Origin of the sequence: Flavobacterium album (assembly GCF_003096035.1) — a bacterium.
In the GTDB taxonomy this organism is placed as follows: Bacteria; Bacteroidota; Bacteroidia; order Flavobacteriales; family Flavobacteriaceae; genus Flavobacterium; species Flavobacterium album.
This window is the reverse complement of record NZ_CP029186.1, coordinates 1,031,820-1,050,814: the sequence shown is the minus strand read 5'-3', so window position 1 is coordinate 1,050,814 and position 18,995 is coordinate 1,031,820. Positions and strand designations below refer to the sequence as shown.

19 protein-coding genes are annotated in these 18,995 nt (G+C 42.8%); 6 read left to right on the top strand and 13 right to left on the bottom strand.

The window, feature by feature from the left end:
• Positions 1-69: 69 nt before the first annotated feature.
• The 10 genes from HYN59_RS04625 to HYN59_RS04580 all read right to left on the bottom strand — a co-directional run bounded on the left by HYN59_RS04625 (position 70) and on the right by HYN59_RS04580 (position 9,830).
• Complete coding sequence (locus HYN59_RS04625; protein ID WP_108777150.1) at positions 70-1,044, bottom strand: glycosyltransferase; 975 nt, start codon at positions 1,042-1,044, stop codon at positions 70-72.
• A complete protein-coding gene (rfbD, locus tag HYN59_RS04620) occupies positions 1,026-1,856 on the bottom strand; it encodes a dTDP-4-dehydrorhamnose reductase (protein WP_108777149.1) in 831 nt (276 codons plus the stop codon). The genes HYN59_RS04625 and rfbD overlap by 19 nt, the downstream gene beginning before the upstream one ends.
• Positions 1,850-2,401 carry a dTDP-4-dehydrorhamnose 3,5-epimerase gene (rfbC, locus tag HYN59_RS04615; RefSeq protein WP_108777148.1) on the bottom strand — a complete coding sequence of 184 codons (552 nt, stop codon included), beginning with the start codon at positions 2,399-2,401 and terminating at the stop codon, positions 1,850-1,852. Before rfbC ends, rfbD begins: the two co-directional genes overlap by 7 nt.
• 1 nt (position 2,402) lies before the next feature.
• Positions 2,403-3,263 carry a glucose-1-phosphate thymidylyltransferase RfbA gene (gene rfbA, locus HYN59_RS04610; RefSeq protein ID WP_108777147.1) on the bottom strand — a complete coding sequence of 287 codons (861 nt, stop codon included), beginning with the start codon at positions 3,261-3,263 and terminating at the stop codon, positions 2,403-2,405.
• Between the two features lie 5 nt (positions 3,264-3,268).
• A complete protein-coding gene (gene rfbB / locus HYN59_RS04605) occupies positions 3,269-4,279 on the bottom strand; it encodes a dTDP-glucose 4,6-dehydratase (RefSeq protein ID WP_219928805.1) in 1,011 nt (336 codons plus the stop codon).
• Between the two features lie 2 nt (positions 4,280-4,281).
• Complete coding sequence (locus HYN59_RS04600; RefSeq protein ID WP_108777145.1) at positions 4,282-5,289, bottom strand: hypothetical protein; 1,008 nt, start codon at positions 5,287-5,289, stop codon at positions 4,282-4,284.
• A 4-nt stretch (positions 5,290-5,293) separates the two neighbouring features.
• Positions 5,294-6,982 (bottom strand): DUF6909 family protein, encoded by a 1,689-nt coding sequence (locus HYN59_RS17940; RefSeq protein WP_146185859.1) that lies wholly within the window; start codon positions 6,980-6,982, stop codon positions 5,294-5,296.
• A gap of 84 nt (positions 6,983-7,066) precedes the next feature.
• Positions 7,067-8,551, bottom strand: coding sequence for a GH3 auxin-responsive promoter family protein (locus HYN59_RS04590; RefSeq protein WP_108777144.1), 1,485 nt, complete (start codon positions 8,549-8,551; stop codon positions 7,067-7,069).
• Between the two features lie 54 nt (positions 8,552-8,605).
• Positions 8,606-8,959 carry an SdpI family protein gene (locus HYN59_RS04585; RefSeq protein ID WP_108777143.1) on the bottom strand — a complete coding sequence of 118 codons (354 nt, stop codon included), beginning with the start codon at positions 8,957-8,959 and terminating at the stop codon, positions 8,606-8,608.
• A gap of 1 nt (position 8,960) precedes the next feature.
• Positions 8,961-9,830, bottom strand: coding sequence for a M23 family metallopeptidase (locus HYN59_RS04580; protein WP_108777142.1), 870 nt, complete (start codon positions 9,828-9,830; stop codon positions 8,961-8,963).
• Between the two features lie 199 nt (positions 9,831-10,029).
• Between HYN59_RS04580 and tatA the strand changes: the two genes are divergently transcribed.
• Together tatA and HYN59_RS04570 are read left to right on the top strand one after the other, a co-directional pair.
• Positions 10,030-10,218 (top strand): twin-arginine translocase TatA/TatE family subunit, encoded by a 189-nt coding sequence (tatA, locus tag HYN59_RS04575; protein WP_108777141.1) that lies wholly within the window; start codon positions 10,030-10,032, stop codon positions 10,216-10,218.
• 132 nt (positions 10,219-10,350) lie between these two features.
• Positions 10,351-10,824 (top strand): hypothetical protein, encoded by a 474-nt coding sequence (locus tag HYN59_RS04570; protein ID WP_108777140.1) that lies wholly within the window; start codon positions 10,351-10,353, stop codon positions 10,822-10,824.
• A gap of 68 nt (positions 10,825-10,892) precedes the next feature.
• Here the strand turns inward: HYN59_RS04570 and HYN59_RS04565 are convergent, their stop codons facing one another.
• Positions 10,893-13,016: a Tex family protein gene (locus HYN59_RS04565; protein ID WP_108777139.1), complete on the bottom strand. Its 2,124-nt coding sequence runs from the start codon at positions 13,014-13,016 to the stop codon at positions 10,893-10,895.
• A 320-nt stretch (positions 13,017-13,336) separates the two neighbouring features.
• On the opposite strand from HYN59_RS04565, the gene HYN59_RS04560 reads away from it, so the two are divergent.
• The 3 genes from HYN59_RS04560 (at position 13,337) to HYN59_RS04550 (ending at position 15,041) form a co-directional block, all read left to right on the top strand.
• Positions 13,337-13,825, top strand: a complete 489-nt coding sequence (locus HYN59_RS04560; RefSeq protein WP_108777138.1) for a hypothetical protein — start codon at positions 13,337-13,339, stop codon at positions 13,823-13,825.
• Positions 13,826-13,940: 115 nt separating this feature from the next.
• Entirely contained in the window at positions 13,941-14,513 is a 573-nt protein-coding gene (locus HYN59_RS04555; protein ID WP_108777137.1) for a TMEM175 family protein, read from the top strand.
• A gap of 78 nt (positions 14,514-14,591) precedes the next feature.
• Positions 14,592-15,041, top strand: coding sequence for a contact-dependent growth inhibition system immunity protein (locus HYN59_RS04550; protein ID WP_108777136.1), 450 nt, complete (start codon positions 14,592-14,594; stop codon positions 15,039-15,041).
• Positions 15,042-15,261: 220 nt separating this feature from the next.
• Here the strand turns inward: HYN59_RS04550 and rpiB are convergent, their stop codons facing one another.
• Both rpiB and HYN59_RS04540 read right to left on the bottom strand, forming a co-directional pair.
• Positions 15,262-15,690, bottom strand: a complete 429-nt coding sequence (gene rpiB / locus HYN59_RS04545) for a ribose 5-phosphate isomerase B (protein ID WP_108777135.1) — start codon at positions 15,688-15,690, stop codon at positions 15,262-15,264.
• Between the two features lie 738 nt (positions 15,691-16,428).
• On the bottom strand, positions 16,429-16,668 hold the full coding sequence (locus HYN59_RS04540) for a putative signal transducing protein (RefSeq protein ID WP_108777134.1): 240 nt from the start codon (positions 16,666-16,668) through the stop codon (positions 16,429-16,431).
• Between the two features lie 118 nt (positions 16,669-16,786).
• On the opposite strand from HYN59_RS04540, the gene rnr reads away from it, so the two are divergent.
• Positions 16,787-18,976: a ribonuclease R gene (gene rnr / locus HYN59_RS04535; protein WP_108777133.1), complete on the top strand. Its 2,190-nt coding sequence runs from the start codon at positions 16,787-16,789 to the stop codon at positions 18,974-18,976.
• The last annotated feature ends 19 nt before the right edge of the window (positions 18,977-18,995 follow it).

Below are 18,995 nucleotides of genomic sequence, written 5' to 3'. Positions count from 1 at the left end.
TCAATAGTGCCGCCAAAACAATTATTGACAGTAACACATAATTTTGTCTTGAAGATTTGATAAAATACATTATATCAAATATTTTATGTCATCAATAAACTCCTTGTAAATCTTGGCATCAGGGGCGGTTATGTTTTTTCTCGAACTTAATTGCAATAGTAAAACAATCAGCGTAACAGAAAATAACTGAATTATAATCCCGGATATTATCAATATAAGGCTTGAAGCCCAGCCAGGTATTGCATTATCTGTAAATAACTTCTGGTAAAGGATAAATACTACCGAAATGAAGCATATAGCTACACCATATAACGAAAATCGCAATATCCTGATCGACAAAAAATCGAAATAAACAGCAATAGAACTTAAGCCATGGAGCAACAGGTTGTTAAACTTCATTTTTGAAGTACCCCGGTATCGTTTACCCCTATTTAATAAAACTGTACAGTATGGGATCTTTGATTGTATTATGGCTCCCGAATAATGATTCCAGATATTATTTTGATATACTACCTTACCAAGCTGTTTTTTCGGAATTATGCTAAAATTGCCAAAGCCAATTCTATGATTCGTCAAAAGTTTAAAAAGCCTCTTATAAAAAAAATATCCTGTTTTGAATAATACAGACTCCTGTCTTTTTCTACGCTCGGCAAAAATTATTTTTTTATCCGATTGTTTTTCCACTTCTTGTAATAATATCGGTATGTCTTCGGGTTTATCTTCTCCATCGCTATCCATTACCAATACGTAGTCATAGTCGCTTATTTCATTATAAATATATTGTAAGCCTATCGCTATTGCCCTTTGATGCCCCACATTGACTTTCAGATTTAATTGGGTAATTATGATATCGGACTTTTGAAATTCGCACTCTTCAGTTGAACCATCATTAACAATAACTACCAAAAATTGGTGCATTGGAAATTCATTTTGTATTCGGGCAATATTAGCAATGAGTATAGTACAACTCTCCCAGTCATTAAAAACCGGGGTTAGACAATATACTTTCTTTTTATCATTTCTGATTAGATCACTTCCTCCCATGCTCTTATCTCCATTCCAAAAACCTTTTTTATCTTACTCTTATCCAACACACTGTACTCAGGCCTTTTAGCAGGTGTCGGGTAAGCGCTTGTAGGAATCGGATGTAAATCTATGGCAATATTGTTTATCTCAAATATTTTTTTTGCGAAATCATACCAGGTGGCGCTGCCTTCGTTGCTGTAATGGTAAATGCCATATTCTTTTATCCCACTTTTTATCATCTGTACTAAAGCGTGTGCAAGATCGTTGGCATTGGTTGGAGTACCTGTCTGATCGTCTACAACGCTCAAAGAATCACGCTCGCTTGCCAGCCGTATCATGGTCTTCATGAAGTTATTTCCATATTCAGAATATAACCATGATGTCCTTACAATAAAATATTCAGCTAAAGCATTCTGAATTTCCAGCTCTCCCTGTAGCTTGGTAAGGCCATAAACGCCTTGAGGATCTGTTTCATCTTCCTCGGTGTATGGTGTTGTCTTCTTGCCGTCAAAAACAAAATCGGTCGAAATATGGATAAGGGCCGTATTATGTTGTTTGCAGGCTTCTGCAAGGTTTTTAGCGCCCACAGCATTTATATGATGTGCCTTTTCGGGCTCGCTTTCGGCTTTATCAACAGCGGTATAGGCTGCTGCATTTATGCAGAAGTCCGGTTTTACTTTGTCGAATACCGCCTTCAGGCTTGCCTCATCGGTAATGTCTGCCTCCTGAGACGATGCAAAATAAAATTCTATTGCATTATTATATTGCGGCGCTATGGCCTGCAATGCCTGGCCTAATTGCCCGTTGCCTCCTGTTACCAATACTACCATACCGGCCTGCTGTTTTCAAGGGTTGGTAAAACCGTATCTTTTTCAGATATGATAAAATCACTGATAGCCATACCCCAGTCTATACCAATAGAGGGGTCGTTATAAATAATTCCGCCTTCCGACTCTTTATTATAAAAATTATCGCATTTGTAGAAAAAAACGGCGGTTTCGCTCAACACCAAAAAGCCGTGCGCGAATCCCCTCGGCACAAAGAACTGCCTTTGGTTTTCGCCCGAAAGCAATACAGCCTCATGCTGGCCAAATGTAGGAGAGCCCGGCCTGATGTCTACAGCTACATCCAACACTTCGCCTTCGAGTACCCTTACCAACTTGGCCTGAGCGTGTTCGCCTGTCTGGTAGTGCAGGCCCCTCAGTACGCCCTTTGAGGAGAACGACTGGTTGTCCTGCACAAAATGCGTTCTTGTGCCTATGCCGGCCTCAAAACGCACCTCGTTAAAGCTTTCCATAAAGTAGCCCCGCTCATCTTTTATGATCGTTGGGTCTAAAATATAACAGCCTTCCAGCTTTGTAGGTGTAAACGTCATCTTATGATATTATGCTTAATAAATGTGTGCCATAGCCGCTTTTCAACAACGGTTCGGCAAGTTTTTTCAATTCGTCGGCGGTAATAAATCCCATTTTATAGGCCGACTCTTCTATAGCCCCTATTTTGAGGCCCTGGCGCTCTTCTATTACCTGTACAAACTGCCCCGCCTGCATCAGCGAGTTGAATGTACCGGTATCCAGCCATGCCGTGCCCCGATCGAGTATACTCACTTTCAGTTTTCCGCGCTCCAGGTATTCCCTGTTCACATCGGTTATCTCAAGTTCGCCGCGGTGGCTGGGCTTTATATTGGCAGCAATCTCTACCACGTCATTGTCATAAAAATAAATGCCCGGCACCGCATAGTTTGATTTTGGGGTTTCCGGCTTTTCCTCTATAGAAAGTACCTTCCCATTGCCGTCAAATTCCACTACGCCATAGCGCTCCGGATCGTGCACATGGTAGGCATAAATGATACCGCCCTCAGGGTTGTTATTGTTTTGCAACAGTGTAGAAAGTCCCGTACCATAAAAAATATTATCGCCAAGTATCAGGGCTACTTTATCAGTGCCTATGAATTCCTTTCCTATTATAAATGCTTCGGCAAGCCCGTTCGGGTGTTCCTGCACAGCATATTCAAAACGGCACCCCAGCCTGCTGCCATCGCCTAACAATTGCCTGAACAAAGGCAGGTCGTGCGGGGTAGATATTATAAGTATTTCCCTTATGCCGCTCCAAAGGAGTGTGGATAACGGGTAATAAATCATCGGTTTGTCGTATATCGGCATCAGCTGCTTGCTCACAGCCAGCGTAAGCGGATGAAGCCTGGTGCCGGAGCCTCCTGCCAGTATTATTCCTTTCATATGCTTTATGTTAGCTTATGCAAATACCACTCAATGGTTTTTACGATCCCTGTTTCAAAATTTTCATCTGCTTTCCAGCCCAGCTCATCTTCTATTTTAGAAGCATCGATAGCATAGCGCATATCATGCCCGGGCCTGTCTTTTACAAAGGCTATCTGGTCGCTGTACCTGCCTTCGGCCTTTGGCTTCATGCTATCCATTAGGTCACATATCTTATTTGCAATGTACAGGTTGTTCCTTTCGTTCCTGCCGCCTATGTTGTAAGTCTCGCCCGATCTTCCTTTTTTATACACCAGCTCTATACCGGTACAGTGATCCAGTACATACAGCCAGTCCCGTACATTTTCGCCCGTGCCGTAGATGGGTATGTTCTCACCGGCAAGAGCTTTTCTTATAATGGTTGGTATCAGCTTTTCAATATGCTGCTTGGGGCCGTAATTGTTAGAGCAGTTGGTAGTCACCACGTCCATCCCGTAGGTGTGGAAGTAACTCCTCACGATCATATCGCTCGATGCTTTCGAGGCGCTGTAGGGGCTGTTTGGCGCATACGGGGTTTCTTCTGTAAACAGGCCTTCGGCTCCGAGCGTGCCATATACCTCATCGGTAGAGATATGGTGAAAACGGCAGCCTTCATATCCCGGCTTGTATTGCTGCGGCGCTGCCATCCAGTGGTTCCTTGCAGCATCGAGCAGGTTAAAGGTTCCCAGCACATTGGTCCTTATAAATGCTTCGGGGCCCGATATGGAATTATCCACATGCGACTCAGCCGCAAAATGGATAACGCCCTTAAAGTCATATTCCTTAAAAAGGCTGTCTATAAAAGCCCTGTCGCAAATATCGCCTTCAACGAATTTATAATTTTTATTATCCCCAATCTCTGTCAGGTTATCCAAAGTCCCGGCATAGGTTAGCTTGTCAAGGTTAACCACAAAGTATTCCGGGTTTTTCTCCAGGAAATGCACTATAAAATTCGACCCTATAAATCCTGCACCTCCTGTTATTAATAACGGTTTGATCATTATCCTGTAATTACAATTTTTCTCTTAGCAACCTGGCTCCTGTAATACGACCTAAACAATACAAAAATTATAAAGCATATCAACAACAAGACAGGAATAATAAACTTCATATTGCCCGATGTTATATCGCGGGCCCTTTCATTAAGGAGTATACCGCGATCCTTAAATATTGTGTCATAATCGGCTTTGCGGATGCGTAATTTGGCCTGCTCCGACAAAATACCATTTTTAAATTGCAGCACTTCGCCAATCTGGGAATTATCACTATAATACATAGTGCTGGCCCCCGGGCTTTTGCGGGGATCAACAATATAGTTCAATATCTTATCAGCCTGCCTGATTATGGAATCATTAGCGGCTAATTTACTATTCACATTGTTTATTTGTTCCTTCTGAATTTTTTTGAAATAGGGATTTGAGTTAAGATAGGCCATAACCGGATCTACAACTTCTGACTGCTTTGTCTTATCTTTTAAAATAATCTCAATAAGATGGTTGTCATAGTTTTTACTGGTTGTGGGATCTTTAAGGACTTCTTTCATGTCGCCGTTGTCAGCAATAAGCTTAAATATTTCCATCTTCCTGTCCCTGTCTTCTTTAACGTCGTTATCAGACTGGTTCATGAAATTATAAATATCTATAATCGGCTCAATTTTTATTTTAAGGAAACGTTTCGGTTCCCTGATACCAATGCTTTTTAGGAAAAGGGTATCTTTTTGCTGTATCTTCAAATTTATATCTTCAACAGCCGTATACAGGTAATCAACACTTTGAAAGTTGGGGTGAACAATTACTTTATTCGAATAGATTTTCGGGCCCTTATCCATATAATAGCCCAATCCGGCACCAACCAATATGATAACTGCAATGAGGATAATGTTGCGCCTTATAAATAAGATTCCGTCAAAAAATGAGTCATTGGCACGGGTAAAATAGCCTTTTACTTTTGCCGATACCCGGGACAGGTCGATCTCATTGTTTGGGTCGTTATTTGTCTGGTTTGCCATAATTTTATTGAATATTGAATATTTGTTCCAGTATCTTAATGGTTATCAAATAAGTAGGCTTAACACCTGTTGTGCCCAGTCCTCCCGAAGCCAGCGTGCTGCCGGTTTCGAGCGGGTTATCCGATGCATAATAGGCATAACGTACCTTTACATCCGGATTGATGCTTTTCCTGATCTTTGATGCCGACTGTATTGCCTTCTGGTAATAAGCGCCTTCCATCTCCAGGCCACTCACACCCCATGTCGATTCGTTAAAGAATTTAAGCAGGTCCCTGTTTTGCAGCGATGTGCCCAATACAGTAACCATAGGGCCTACATATACCGGGATGCCTTCGCCTTCAAACATGGCGGCAGTAAGTTCGTTCTCGAACGGGTAGTTATCGCCGGTGCCCTCATTTATATGGGCCGATGGTATCATGATATCACCTTTGTTGCCTTCCAGGATACCGGCTTTGCCCATAATAGATACCGACTCCACGTTCATAAACGTACGAACGTCACCATCCTTGAATGGCTTTAGCAGCTCATCTATAGTCTCGTAGGCCTGCTCGCCAAAAGCATAATCCATAACAATGATCACGGGCATTTCTTCCGCAAGTTTTGCCGAAGGGAATGCCGTTTTGGAAAAATCTATTTTGGCTGAATCGAATATCTGTACATCGATGTTGGTGCCCGATGTATCCGGCATGGCAATCATGCCATTCTTAAGCGCCAGCTCTTCTATTTTCGACCTCATTGCGCCATTGCCCGATTTGCTCAGTTCTTCGTAGATAAAGTAATCGTCCTTATCCTTGAATTTTGATTTGAACATCGGTACCGCAAAAATGGAATTCATCACGCTGTGCATGTTGGCACTGATGATGTGTATCGGCCTTTCAAGCAGGCCGTTTTGCTTTAATACATTCTTGATATTGTTGGCCCATATCTCTCCGTGTATGTGGTGGCCCAGCCTTTCACGCAGGATCGGGCTGAAGGTAATGGTCCTTTTTGCACCGCCCATTGCTTCTTCTATCGCCAGCTTGCCCAGGTGGTAAATAACATGAAGGAACCTGTCGGGAGAGGCAGCCGTACCAAAAGCATCATAAATATCGATGATCTCGGCAAAGGTCCTGCCAAGCACATTCGAAACATGCGATATCGCTTTTTCGCGTTCTTCCAGCGTCAGCTTTTTTTCCTGGTGTATGGCCTGTTCCAGCTTTACCCAGTCGCGGGCTATCTCGCCATTATCGTCTATAAGCACCCTGTCCTTTATCTTATGCGATTCGATAAAGATGAAAGTAAGGTGCGTCATGATATCATAAATATCCGATCGGCCGCGGGTTATCTCCACGTTCATCTGCTCATCGTCTATACGGTAGCAGTTGCGCCTCCTCTTTGGCGGCACGATAGCCTTAAAATGTGATTTGGAATAGCCTTCATCCGAAGTAAGGTTAATGAACCTGCACTCCTCGATACCAATCGGCAAACGCTCTATCACGTAAAGCAGCCCGTTCAGTTCGGCTTTTTCTTCGGCTATAGACCCATAGATCTCCGGGCGCAGGGACAGCAATGCTTCCCTCAGCGTATCGCCCGATACGCCCATTGGTTTATAAAATCCGCGGTTGAATAAGTGCCGCATTGTTATGTAAAGGCGCTCAATTGCAGCAGAAGATTCCTGCGCCCTGGAACGTGTTATATTTTTTATTGATTGCATTCTGTTTGTTTTGTTGGCAAATGTATTGATTTTATTTTTAGTGTGATTAATCTGCCGTTTAAGCGTATTTTTTACTGTTTATTATCATTTCGTTAAAGCATCGGCAATTTTCCTGTCGTTTGCCAGCCTCGGCAATTTGTTTTGCCCGCCCAGCTTCCCTATGGATTTCATATACTCCCTGAATCCTTCTTTCGCCACCGGCGTTATGACAAGCGTGCGCAGCACTTTCCCCACAATAAGGTCGTCATAATATACGTTCTGCTTCCGCATTGCCGCATCTATTTTCAGGGCAAATGCTTCAACGTTTGCAGGTTCTTTTTCAAACTCGATAAACCATTCGTGATATGGCAGTCCTTCTGCAGGTGTTATCTGTGGTGCTACTGTAAATTCGTTAACACTCACATCCGTACCTACCATGGCTTCATTTAGTGCGCTCTCCACTTCCTTGCCGATAACGTGCTCGCCAAAGGCAGAGATATAATGCTTTATCCTCCCTGTCACGATAACACGGTAGGGGCTCAGGGAAGTGAACGCAACCGTGTCGCCAATATTGTAGGCCCACAGCCCGGCATTGGTCGAAATGATCAAAACATAGTTTACGCCCAGTTCCACCTCCCCTATTGTATAGCGTTTTGGCTTATCAGTAAAAAATTCGTCAGCTTTTATAAATTCGTAGAAAATCCCTGCATTGAGCAATAGCAGCATGCCTTTTTCTTTTTGCGAATCCTGATACGCAAAAAACCCTTCTGATGCCGGGAACAGCTCAATGCTGTCTACCTTTCGGCCTATGAGGTTCTCGAATTTGGCGCGGTACGGCTCGTAGTTTACGCCGCCATAGATAAATAGGCTGAAATTTTTAAAGATGTTTCCCACCTTCTTCCCTTCTTTTTGCTGCAATTTTTCAAAGTACATCTGCACCCACGATGGTATGCCGGATATTACCTGCATGTCCTCATTATAGGTTTCTTCCACAATGGCATCTACCTTGGTTTCCCAATCGTCGATGGTGTTGGTTTCCCAGCTTGGCATGCGGTTCTTCTGAAGGTAAGCCGGCACATAGTGCGCCACAATACCCGAGAGGCGGCCCAGCTTAATGCCGTTCTTCTCATGAAGTTCCGGGCTGCCCTGGAGGAAGATCATCTTGCCATCCACAAAATCGGCTTTCCCGGTTTCATGGATGTAAGCGAGTATGGCATTGCGCGCAGCCTTGATGTGGTACGGCATGCTTTCTTTCGTAAGCGGGATATATTTGGCTCCCGATGTAGTGCCCGATGTCTTGGCAAAATACAGCGGCTTACCCGGCCACAGTACGTTCTCCTCCCCTTTTACAACCCGGTCTACGTAGCTTTTCAGGGCTTCGTAATCCCGCACAGGGACTTTTGCCGCAAAATCTTCAAACGATTGTATATTTTCAAAATCGTGGTCTTTACCAAAACCCGTTTGCCACGCTTTCGCCATGAGGTCGCTGAAAACCTCCTGCTGTGTTTCCACAGGATTACTGGCCCACTTTTGGGTTTTCCCGTGGATGATGCCTGCGAAGATCTTTGCTGCAAATGATTTGATGGACATTTTTTATTTCAGATTGTAGATTTCAGAATTCAGATTAAGCTTCACTCTTTTTAATTATGTATCCTTAAACTCTTTTTTGATTGCCCTTTCTGTTGTGACCATTAAATAAACTACCATCAGTACCAACAGACCCATGCCTATTGATTGTTTAATTTCGACCGATAAAGGGACAAAATAGCCCAATAGTGAAACCAGTATCAGCGCTACAGAACCCCGTATCATCTGGATACTCGAAAACCGCTGTGCAAAATCCCAACGCTCCTGCGACCTCATCGAAGAAGCCGTGCGGTAGCCATAAAAGGCATTGATCTTTTTTGGCGGAAAATAATAGGTGATCGCGGCTACGATCAAAAAGATGATGCCGCATAAAAACGATGTAATGAATATATTGGCAATAAAATCTTCCATATTATTCGAAATCAATGAATTGTGTCGGGTTAATCGGGTAGCCGTCCTTCCAGAGCTCAAATTGCAGCTGTACCCCTGCAGACTGTGGCCCTGTAGTACCGGCCAGCGCAATCACCTCGCCCGATTTTACAATATCCCCCTGCTCCTTGGTCAGCGACGCCGCGTGCTTGTACACCGATATGATGCCGTCGTTATGACGCAGCACAATCACGTTGCCGTTAGTAGGCGTCCAGTCGGCCAGGATAACCGATCCGGCTGCCACGGCCTTTATAGGGGTATTTTTTGCGAGGGCGATATTTACCGCAAAGTGTTTATTCTTCGCATTGTAGCCTTCGGTAATGTGCCCTTTTACCGGGGCGAACAGTACCAGGCCTACCTTTGGCTTTGCCGTTTCAAAAAGGTTGTACTTATCTTCCTGTGCTACTTCCCGGCGCAGTTTCAGGTCGGCATCAGAAGGTTTCATCTTTTCGTCCGAAAGTACCGCCTGTTCAGCCACTACGATCGAGTCCTTACTTAGCTTGGTATGGTCAAGGTCGCCCGTGAGCACTTTTTTTATGGAAGCAATATAGGCGCTGTTCTCATCGATAACTTTCTGTAGCGAGTCCGATTTTATTGCGTTTGCGGTAGCTTCGCGCTTTAGCTTCGTTGAGGCATATCCGGGAATGTATTCGCGCAGCGGGGTAAAGGCAATGATATAGGTAACAAAGGCAATCATCACGATGCTTATTGAAGTGATAGCCACAAAAACGTTCATGAGGTTTAGCCTGAAGGAAAATAGCTCTTCAAAAGTGTCTTCGTTAAGTATTACCAGGCGATTCTTGGTAAACAGCCTTTTTTTAATGAGCTGCCTTTTGAGCCTTTTTGCCGACATAATAACTGTTTAATTGACAAATATACTAATCCTGCGGCATTATGATATTTTAAACCACAGGAAAACACCGCCTGTTTTTTGATAAGTATGTTAAAAATTTTATTTTTAATTAACGCAAACCGGAAACAAATAATTGCCGTAAATAGTTATTGTAATTCATTTTATATTTAACTTTGTCGGATAATTAAAATATGTTGTCATGGGAAAACTAGGTTTAACAGAAATTCTTGTTATATTGGTAATCATCGTATTGCTGTTTGGAGGTAAAAAAATCCCTGAACTAATGAAAGGCCTGGGTACCGGTATCAAAGAATTTAAAAACGCTGCAAAAGACGGAGACCAGCCTGCTACTTCTAAGAAGCCAACGCAGGAAGAAAATAAATTATAATTAACTATAAAGGTTATTATAAATGAAACCCCTCTAAGGAAATCTTAGAGGGGTTTTTTGTGTAAATCCATATCTCATACTATTTTGCCTGTTTTGCGTAATCTCTTAGAACCTTGTAAAGTTTATATAGCAATGAAAACATTCTTCCTGCTGATCATTACTTTATGTTTTGCCGCAAATTCTTATTGCCAGGCATCGAATGACAACTATATCCTTTCGATAAAAAAAGGTAAAGAGGTTATAGAACGTGGCAAAGTATTTTGGGTGATCCCGGTTACGCTGACGAATAGTTCTAAGGATACGTTGAAATATTATTCAATGTCGTGTTCCTGGCAGGACTTTTATGATGTTGACAACCTCAATTTACATGTGGAAGAAGTTCCTTGTGACAAAAACGTACCGGAAATTTTACAGCTTGCACCCGGAAAAAGAAAGAATGTTATCCTTCGGTTAGAGTTTACCGGTAATAGTTCCAAAATAAATTTCAGAGTTGGATTAAACCTGATACATTATTCGGGAAAATGGATGCATGGTTGGGATCTGCCTCATTCCCCTAAAAACATGATCTGGTCCAACCAAATTAGAATGGAAAGAGAAAAAGAGTGATCTGATTATCAAAATAAAGCCCGATAAGCATTTGTTTATCAGGCTTTTATCTGCTTTTATCCAGAATACTAAAGTATCATCGTCAGCGCTATCCTTTTCCTGCTTTCGTCTACTTCGGTTACTTTTACGGTAACATGCTGATGCAGTTTTACCACTTCGTTCACATCCGATACAAAGCCTTCTTTCAATTGCGAAATGTGTACCAGCCCGCTTTCCTTGATGCCGATATCTACAAAGCACCCGAAGTTGGTAATGTTGTTAACGATGCCTGGCAATACCATCCCGGTGCGCAGGTCGGCCATTGTTTTTACACTCGGGTCGAACTCAAATACCTTTGCCGACTTCCGCGGGTCGAGGCCCGGTTTTTCAAGCTCTTTCAATATATCTTTAAGGCTCAGCAGCCCGATATCGCCGGTAATGTATTTATCGATAGGCACTTTTGAGATTGCTTCTTTGTTTGATACCAGATCGGATGTTTTCAGCTTCAGGTCCTTTGCCATTTTCTCAACGATCGAATAGGCTTCAGGGTGCACCGCCGAATTGTCCAGCGGATTCTTCGCATTAGGGATGCGGATAAACGCCGCTGCCTGCTGGTAGGCCTTCTCCCCCAGCCTTGCTACTTTCTTCAGTTGCTTGCGGTCTTCAAAGGGGCCATTCTCCGCGCGGTAAGCAACGATATTTTCGGCCAGTTTCTCCCCGATGCCCGACACATAGCCCAGCAGGGACTTGCTTGCCGTATTGATGTTCACCCCCACCGAGTTCACACACCGCATTACCACCGTATCCAGCTCGTCTTTCAGTTTTCCCTGGTCTACGTCGTGCTGGTACTGCCCTACCCCTATGGCTTTCGGGTCGATCTTTACCAGTTCGGCCAATGGGTCGCTCAGGCGGCGGCCTATAGATACCGCGCCCCTCACGGTCACGTCATAGCTTGGAAACTCGTCCCTGGCGATCTTTGATGCTGAATATACCGATGCTCCAGCCTCGCTCACCACGAATACCTGCACCGGCTTGTCCCATGCGATTTTTTTGATAAAATGCTCTGTTTCCCGGCTTGCGGTACCGTTGCCGATGGATATCGCGTCAATCTTGTAGGCATTCACCATAGAGCGTATCTTTTTCATGGCGATGGCGCTTTCGTTTTGAGGTGCATGCGGAAAAATGGTCTCGTTATACAGCAGTCCGCCGTTCTCGTCGAGGCACACTACTTTACACCCCGACCTGAAACCCGGGTCTATTGCCATGATGCGTTTTTCGCCCAGTGGCGGCGCTAACAACAGCTGTTGCAAATTAGCTGCAAATACTTGTATAGCCACGGCATCGGCTTTGGCTTTGGCTTCCTGCATAACTTCGTTGGAAATGGCGGGGGCAAGCAGTCTTTTGTAACTGTCATCGATAGCCAGCTTCAGTTGCTGCGCGGTTTCGCGTTTGTTTTTTATGATGCTCTCCTCCATAAAGTCGAGCACCTCATCATTATCTACCTCGACTTTCAGTTTGATGAATCCTTCGTTTTCGGCACGGAGCATGGCAAGCAGGCGGTGCGATGGCGCTTTGGCGAGGTTCTCGTTCCAGTCGAAATACTGCTCGAACTTTTTGGCTTTCTCATCTTCCTTGCCGGCCTTAGTGACCTTTGTCCCAACTGCCGCTTTGCGGCCGAAAATTTTTCGCAGCGATTTCCGGATATACACGTTCTCATTGATCCATTCGGCAATGATGTCGCGTGCGCCCTGCAATGCCTCATCTTCGTTGCCAACCTTGTCGTTCAGGTATTTGGAAGCTAAGAAATCTATGTCATCGGCATTTTGCGCTATGATCAGTTTCGCCAGCGGCTCCAGGCCTTTTTCGCGGGCCACATCGGCTCGGGTCTTCTTTTTCTTTTTGTAAGGCAGATAAAGGTCCTCCAACTCGTTCAGGTCAAAACTGGCCGCTATTTTCTGCTCCAGTTCTTTAGTTAACGCGTTTTGCTCGGTGATGCTTTTCAGTATGGCATCCTTGCGTTTTACGATGGCATCATACGCCTGGCTAAGCTTTGCGATCTGCTCGATAACGACTTCATCGAGGTTCCCGGTCTTGTCCTTACGGTAGCGCGCTATAAACGGAATGGTGCAGTCTTCAGACAGCAATTGCAATGTGGCTTCGATGCTTTTTTGTGGCGCGGTAACCTGTGCGGATATGTATTGGAGGTTTGTCATGGGGAAAATTTTAGGGATACAAAGATGGAGAAAAAGTTTTTTGAAAGATTGTTGCGCATTAAGATTTTTTTCTACATTTGGCATAAATACCGATGATTAAAAACAATTAAAGCCAAATAAATTATTAACCTATATTCTCCTGATCATGAAAAACATTTCATTTTTAGCTTCTTTCTTGTTATTATCAATTACCAGTGCAAGTGCACAGGAACGTGTAAAATGGTGTCAAACCAATATTTACAGCTGAATCAGGCATACTTACCTCTGCGACCGGCTGGGCTCTTAATTCCACAGACAAAGACTGGGTGGACTACCCCAATATGATTAATGATAATAAAGATTATAAAGGCGAATATATAAGTGCTATGGATGGCTTGGCACAATCAATGACGGATCAAAGCTTTTTAAGCATCCAAACTAAAGCGCTAAACTATAAAGATAAAAAGTATTTTGTGATCCTTGTGGAAAAATGGGAAGGACGCCAAGAACACTCCTACAGTAGTTATTCTACTCTTAAAGAAACTGTTGGTTATATTTTTACTGAAGCGGAATATAAAAAAATTCAAAACATTGTCAAGCCTGTGAGCCTTAAAACCAATATGGTCGTACGATTGGAGTCAGCTGATTTGACCGATGCAAAACTGATTAGCGAAATACAGCAAAAGATTAAAGATCCTTATAAATCATCCGATCAATTTTATTTTCATGTAATAAAGTCAACAGAAGGAAAAATACGTTTTTTCCTTCCTGAAAAATTTGGTTATACAGATAAGCATGAATTTGCGGATTCATATTTTGAAATAACCTGAATCCGCCTATTGGCGGATTTTTTTTACTCACAATCTTTATATTATGCCTTGTCAACCCCGGCCGTTATAAGTTATTTCCACAAAATTTCCCTACATTTATCCAAAAACAATCCCCATGCAAAAAGGACGTTTAGAGGCATTCAGCGACGGCGTACTGGCGATTATCATCACTATTATGGTGCTGGAGATCAAGGTGCCGCACGGTGAGACATTTCATGATTTGCTTCCGCTGGTGCCGGTGTTTCTTAGCTATGTGCTCAGCTTTATTTATATTGGCATTTACTGGAACAACCACCACCACATGATGCACACCGTTACTAAGGTGAATGGCGCGATACTGTGGGCCAACCTGCACCTGCTGTTTTGGCTTTCGCTGGTGCCGTTCGTTACCGGGTGGATGGGGGAGAACCATTTTGGCCCGGAACCTATGGCGCTGTACGGGTTTATCCTGCTCATGGCGGGTGTGGCCTATGTCATCCTCCAGAACCTCATCATAAAATCACAGGGCGGCGAATCGCTTTTAGCAAAGGCTATTGGCGGTGACATCAAAGGGAAGCTCTCACCTGTGCTGTATATTGCCGGTATTGGGTGCAGCTTTGTGAGCAATTGGCTTTCGGGCCTGATGTATGTGGCAGTGGCGCTGATGTGGCTAATACCGGATAAGCGGATTGAGAATAAAATGGAATAGGCCTCACCCCCGGCCCATCTCCTTTGGAGAGGGGAGGAGCTTCACTCTTGCCGATAAGCCTATTCAATAATTAATATCATGCAGCCCGATCTTTCCAAAACCCTTGACCAGCTTGAAAACACCGACTGGGGTGAGCCAACCTACAACTCTTACCTGGTGCGTACCTGCCATGCATTGCGTAAAAAGCCGTTGCAGGATTTTACTATCGAGGACCTTCGCATCATGATCGGGCAGAACATTTCACTTGAATACCTCATGCCGCTGGCAATCCCGGCGCTTGAAAAAAATATTCTCGCCGAAGGCGATTTTTATGCCGGCGACCTGCTTAAAGCCGTACTTTCCGCCGAAGGCGGTTTTTGGAAAAAACACCAGGGAATGCACGAGCATGTCACGACACTTTTCAGGCAGAATGAAGCTGTAATTGAAGAATGTATGAACAGGAAGGAACTTATAAAGGCTTTTGCAGAATTTGAGCGCATTGACCTGACTCCACCGGACAGCGGGTTTACTAAAAAGAAAGGGAAATAGGTCTCACCAACAACCTCTCTCCAAAGGAGAATGGAGAAGCTACACTCGTACTGATAAAAATCATGGAAATTTTTAAAAAACATTAATTCCGTCAACGCATTGACGGAATTAATGTAAATTGGGTCAATTGACTGACGGAATTAACACCTTGTCATTCTGACGAAGGAAGAATCTCTTCTTAGATTCTTCACTCCGCAAGCTGCGTTCAGAATGAAAAGTATTAACACGAAATCTTATCCACACGCTGTTGGTGGCGGCCACCTTCAAAAGCGGTATTAAGGAACGTATCTACCATGTCTACAGCCTGGTGGATGGCTGTAAAGCGTGCCGGGATGCTGATGATATTGGCATTGTTATGCTGGCGCGCCAGCGCCGAAATTTCTTTAGTCCAGCACAAGGCAGCGCGTACTTTCTGGTGCTTATTGGCAGTCATGGCCACACCGTTGCCACTTCCGCAGATGATAATACCAAAATCTACCGTACCGCTCTCTACATCATTAGCTACCGGATGTACAAAATCAGGGTAATCTACACTGTCAAATGTATCGGTGCCGTGATTGATCACTTCGTATCCTTTTTCTTCAAGGTATTTAACAATGGCTTTTTTATAATCCGGTCCTGCGTGGTCGTTTCCAATGGAAATTTTCATATATAAAAATTTAGTGTGTTGTTGTCTGGCAAAGGTAGAAAAATAAGCCCTATGCACACTTCCAAAATAATAATGAAGTAGATGCGTATGTTGAACAATGAAATATGTTTAAGTTTTGCAAACTGATTTTGAATATAAAACCGCAATCGCATGTTTAGAAATGTAACTATGCTACATATCATTAGCAGTCAATTATTTATATAACCATTACATTATGATTGCCTATTAATATACTTTCAAAATTGTTAAAATCCTACATTGTTGATAAATTAATAAAGTTGCTGTAAACAAAGGATTTGAAATTTAACAGATAATGTTGATAACTAAAGATTGATAAAGAGAAGTTTTTTTGGAAGCGTAACCAAATTTTTATAAGACAAAATACAAAGCATATTTCCAAATTTATTTCTTACAATTTTATTGGAATGTTATGAAAAGGTTAACAAGGGTTATTAACAGGAATTAACAATGTGACTTATTAAAAGAACATATTCTAAAATGGAAATTAACCATTGTTGATAACCTCGTGCAAAAATTTAGAAACTATCTAATCCTTATCTATTTATATTTCTTTAACATTGTTGAAACCTTTGTAAAACTTTGTATAAGTTATAATTCCTGCGCCTTCATCAAAAAGTTATACCGGTTATTAACAAGCAATAATAACCACCATAAATTTTAAAATTTTAAAAGAAAGATTTTTTTGTTTTTAATAACTGTTGAAAACCTTTAGAGGTTTCAGACGATCTTTAAGTTGTCGTTGTAAAAGAACCGGTCGAGTATATCTTTTACTGTGTCAAGATCGTTGGGGTGAACCTTGAGCCGGATGCCACCGAGGGCGTGCGAATACATAGGTGCAATGCCGGCCATAGCCTCATTCTCAAAGTAGTGGGTAATTTCTGCTTCCTGTAGTAAATGCTTTACGACGGTAATTTCGTGCGGATAGGTAAATACAGCTGCGGTTACAAATGGGTTCATATCAGTATATTATTACATAAAGCCTGTATAAATTTAGTCATTTAAAGTTATTATTTCATTAAAGGTAACCGGTTATCTAATAGTTATTTGTAATTTTCAGCATTATTTTAAAATTATTATGAGCAAAAAGAACGGAAAACCGTCAGCTAAAAAGGAAAAGGATTTTTCAAGGAAGATTTACAAGATACTCGCAAAAGACCCTAATAAGTCGTTTAATTATAAGCAGATAGCTGCAGTATTGGAACTTACTGACACCAAAAGCAGGAACGAGATCATTAAGGAACTAAAGATACTGGCCTCCCAGGAACAGATAGAAGAAACCGAGAGGGGCAAGTATAAAGTAATCGCGAAAGCTGACTATGTAGAAGGAACTATAGACATGACCAGCAGGAAAACAGCCTATTTTGTTTCTCCTGAAATTGAAGAGGATATTTTTATTCCTACCAACAACCTGAATAAGGCACTCGATAAAGACAAGGTAAAGGTCTATATTTATAACCGAAGGAGAGGGCGCAGGCCTGAGGGCGAAGTGGTTGAGATCATTGAGCGCTACAAAACTGAATTCGTTGGTGTAATTGATATACAAAAGAACTTTGCTTTTGTATCTACTGCGAATCCCAAGATGTACACCGATATTTTTATCCCGAAAAACAAAATTGGCGATGCCGAAAATGGCGATGTGGTACTGGTAAAGCTGGAAGACTGGCCTGCCAAAGCCGACAGCCCTTTTGGCGAAGTGATAAAAGTGCTGGGCAAGCCCGGAGAGCACAATACAGAGATCCATGCAATATTAGCCGAATATGGCCTCCCGTATGATTTCCCGATTGATGTAGAGGTATTTGCACAAAAGATAGATACCGAAATTCACGAAGAAGAGATTGCTAACCGAAGGGATATGCGTAAGACCCTTACGTTTACCATCGATCCGCGTGATGCAAAAGATTTTGATGATGCGTTGTCTTTCCAAAAATTAGAGAATGGGAATTATGAGATAGGCATCCACATTGCTGACGTGTCGTATTACCTGAAAGAAGGGACTATACTTGATGCAGAGGCGTATCAGCGTGCTACGTCGGTGTACCTGGTAGACAGGGTAGTGCCGATGCTCCCGGAAGTATTGTCAAATTTTGCGTGCTCGCTGAGGCCACACGAAGAGAAATATACTTTCTCGGCCGTATTTGAAATGAATAAAAAAGCAGAAGTGGTGAACCAATGGTTCGGGCGAACTGTTATTTATTCCGACCAGCGTTTTGCCTATGAGGAAGCACAGCACATCATAGAAACGAAAAGCGCCACTATACCGGCCGAAATATCGCTGACTGATGTAGCGTATACTGTAAGCGACGATATCATGAATGCGACGCTTAAAATGGACCAGCTGGCCAAGATCATGCGAAGGAAGCGACTGGCTAACGGCGCTATTTCTTTTGATAAGGTAGAAGTGAAGTTTACCCTGAATGAGCAGGCAGAGCCTACAGGCGTTTATTTTAAGGTGGCGAAAGATGCCAACCACCTTATTGAGGAATTTATGCTTCTGGCTAACAGAAAAGTAGCCGAATTTATTGGCAAACAGAAGAAAACTTTTGTATACCGTATTCACGAAGAGCCCAACGAAGACAAGCTTATAGCCTTGCAGACGATTATTTCTAAATTTGGCTACAGCATCAATTTCAAGTCGAAAAGCCTGATATCGAAATCTCTGAATACCCTGTTGCACGATGTACAGGGCAAAAAGGAACAAAACCTTGTAGATACCCTGGCGATAAGGAGTATGAGCAAGGCTAAATATTCAACGCAGAATATTGGTCATTACGGCCTTGCTTTTGATTATTATTCGCATTTTACTTCGCCTATCCGCAGGTATCCCGATGTGATAGCACACCGTTTGCTGCAGCATTACCTTGACGGCGGAGCGTCTGTAGATGAGGAAGTGTACGAAGAGCAATGCAACCATTCTTCAAATATGGAAGCGCTGGCTGCCAATGCAGAACGCGACAGCATCAAGTACATGCAGGTGAAATACATGCTTGACCACAAGGATGAAGAGTTCCTGGGTGTTATTTCCGGTGTGACCGAATGGGGAATTTATGTGGAAATTGTTTCCAACAAGTGTGAAGGCATGTGCCGCATCCGTGAGATAAGGGATGATTATTACACGTTTGATGAAAAGCAATATGCTTTAGTAGGAGAGGTGACCAATAATATCTTACAGCTGGGCGACGAAGTATATGTAAAAGTAAAAAATGCCGACCTGGTAAAGAAACAGCTTGATTTTATATTACTTGGAAAAAAAAACGGAGTAGATTAAGTTCCAAATAACAAAAAAC

What these genes read in the sequence shown, in the direction of transcription:
- HYN59_RS04625 (WP_108777150.1), bottom strand. Translation starts at nt 1,044, where the DNA reads ATGGGAGGAAGTGATCTAATCAGAAATGATAAAAAGAAAGTATATTGT.
- rfbD (WP_108777149.1), bottom strand. Translation starts at nt 1,856, where the DNA reads ATGGTAGTATTGGTAACAGGAGGCAACGGGCAATTAGGCCAGGCATTG.
- rfbC (WP_108777148.1), bottom strand. Translation starts at nt 2,401, where the DNA reads ATGACGTTTACACCTACAAAGCTGGAAGGCTGTTATATTTTAGACCCA.
- rfbA (WP_108777147.1), bottom strand. Translation starts at nt 3,263, where the DNA reads ATGAAAGGAATAATACTGGCAGGAGGCTCCGGCACCAGGCTTCATCCG.
- HYN59_RS04600 (WP_108777145.1), bottom strand. Translation starts at nt 5,289, where the DNA reads ATGGCAAACCAGACAAATAACGACCCAAACAATGAGATCGACCTGTCC.
- HYN59_RS17940 (WP_146185859.1), bottom strand. Translation starts at nt 6,982, where the DNA reads ATGCAATCAATAAAAAATATAACACGTTCCAGGGCGCAGGAATCTTCT.
- HYN59_RS04590 (WP_108777144.1), bottom strand. Translation starts at nt 8,551, where the DNA reads ATGTCCATCAAATCATTTGCAGCAAAGATCTTCGCAGGCATCATCCAC.
- HYN59_RS04585 (WP_108777143.1), bottom strand. Translation starts at nt 8,959, where the DNA reads ATGGAAGATTTTATTGCCAATATATTCATTACATCGTTTTTATGCGGC.
- HYN59_RS04580 (WP_108777142.1), bottom strand. Translation starts at nt 9,830, where the DNA reads ATGTCGGCAAAAAGGCTCAAAAGGCAGCTCATTAAAAAAAGGCTGTTT.
- tatA (WP_108777141.1), top strand. Translation starts at nt 10,030, where the DNA reads ATGGGAAAACTAGGTTTAACAGAAATTCTTGTTATATTGGTAATCATC.
- HYN59_RS04570 (WP_108777140.1), top strand. Translation starts at nt 10,351, where the DNA reads ATGAAAACATTCTTCCTGCTGATCATTACTTTATGTTTTGCCGCAAAT.
- HYN59_RS04565 (WP_108777139.1), bottom strand. Translation starts at nt 13,016, where the DNA reads ATGACAAACCTCCAATACATATCCGCACAGGTTACCGCGCCACAAAAA.
- HYN59_RS04560 (WP_108777138.1), top strand. Translation starts at nt 13,337, where the DNA reads ATGATTAATGATAATAAAGATTATAAAGGCGAATATATAAGTGCTATG.
- HYN59_RS04555 (WP_108777137.1), top strand. Translation starts at nt 13,941, where the DNA reads ATGCAAAAAGGACGTTTAGAGGCATTCAGCGACGGCGTACTGGCGATT.
- HYN59_RS04550 (WP_108777136.1), top strand. Translation starts at nt 14,592, where the DNA reads ATGCAGCCCGATCTTTCCAAAACCCTTGACCAGCTTGAAAACACCGAC.
- rpiB (WP_108777135.1), bottom strand. Translation starts at nt 15,690, where the DNA reads ATGAAAATTTCCATTGGAAACGACCACGCAGGACCGGATTATAAAAAA.
- HYN59_RS04540 (WP_108777134.1), bottom strand. Translation starts at nt 16,668, where the DNA reads ATGAACCCATTTGTAACCGCAGCTGTATTTACCTATCCGCACGAAATT.
- rnr (WP_108777133.1), top strand. Translation starts at nt 16,787, where the DNA reads ATGAGCAAAAAGAACGGAAAACCGTCAGCTAAAAAGGAAAAGGATTTT.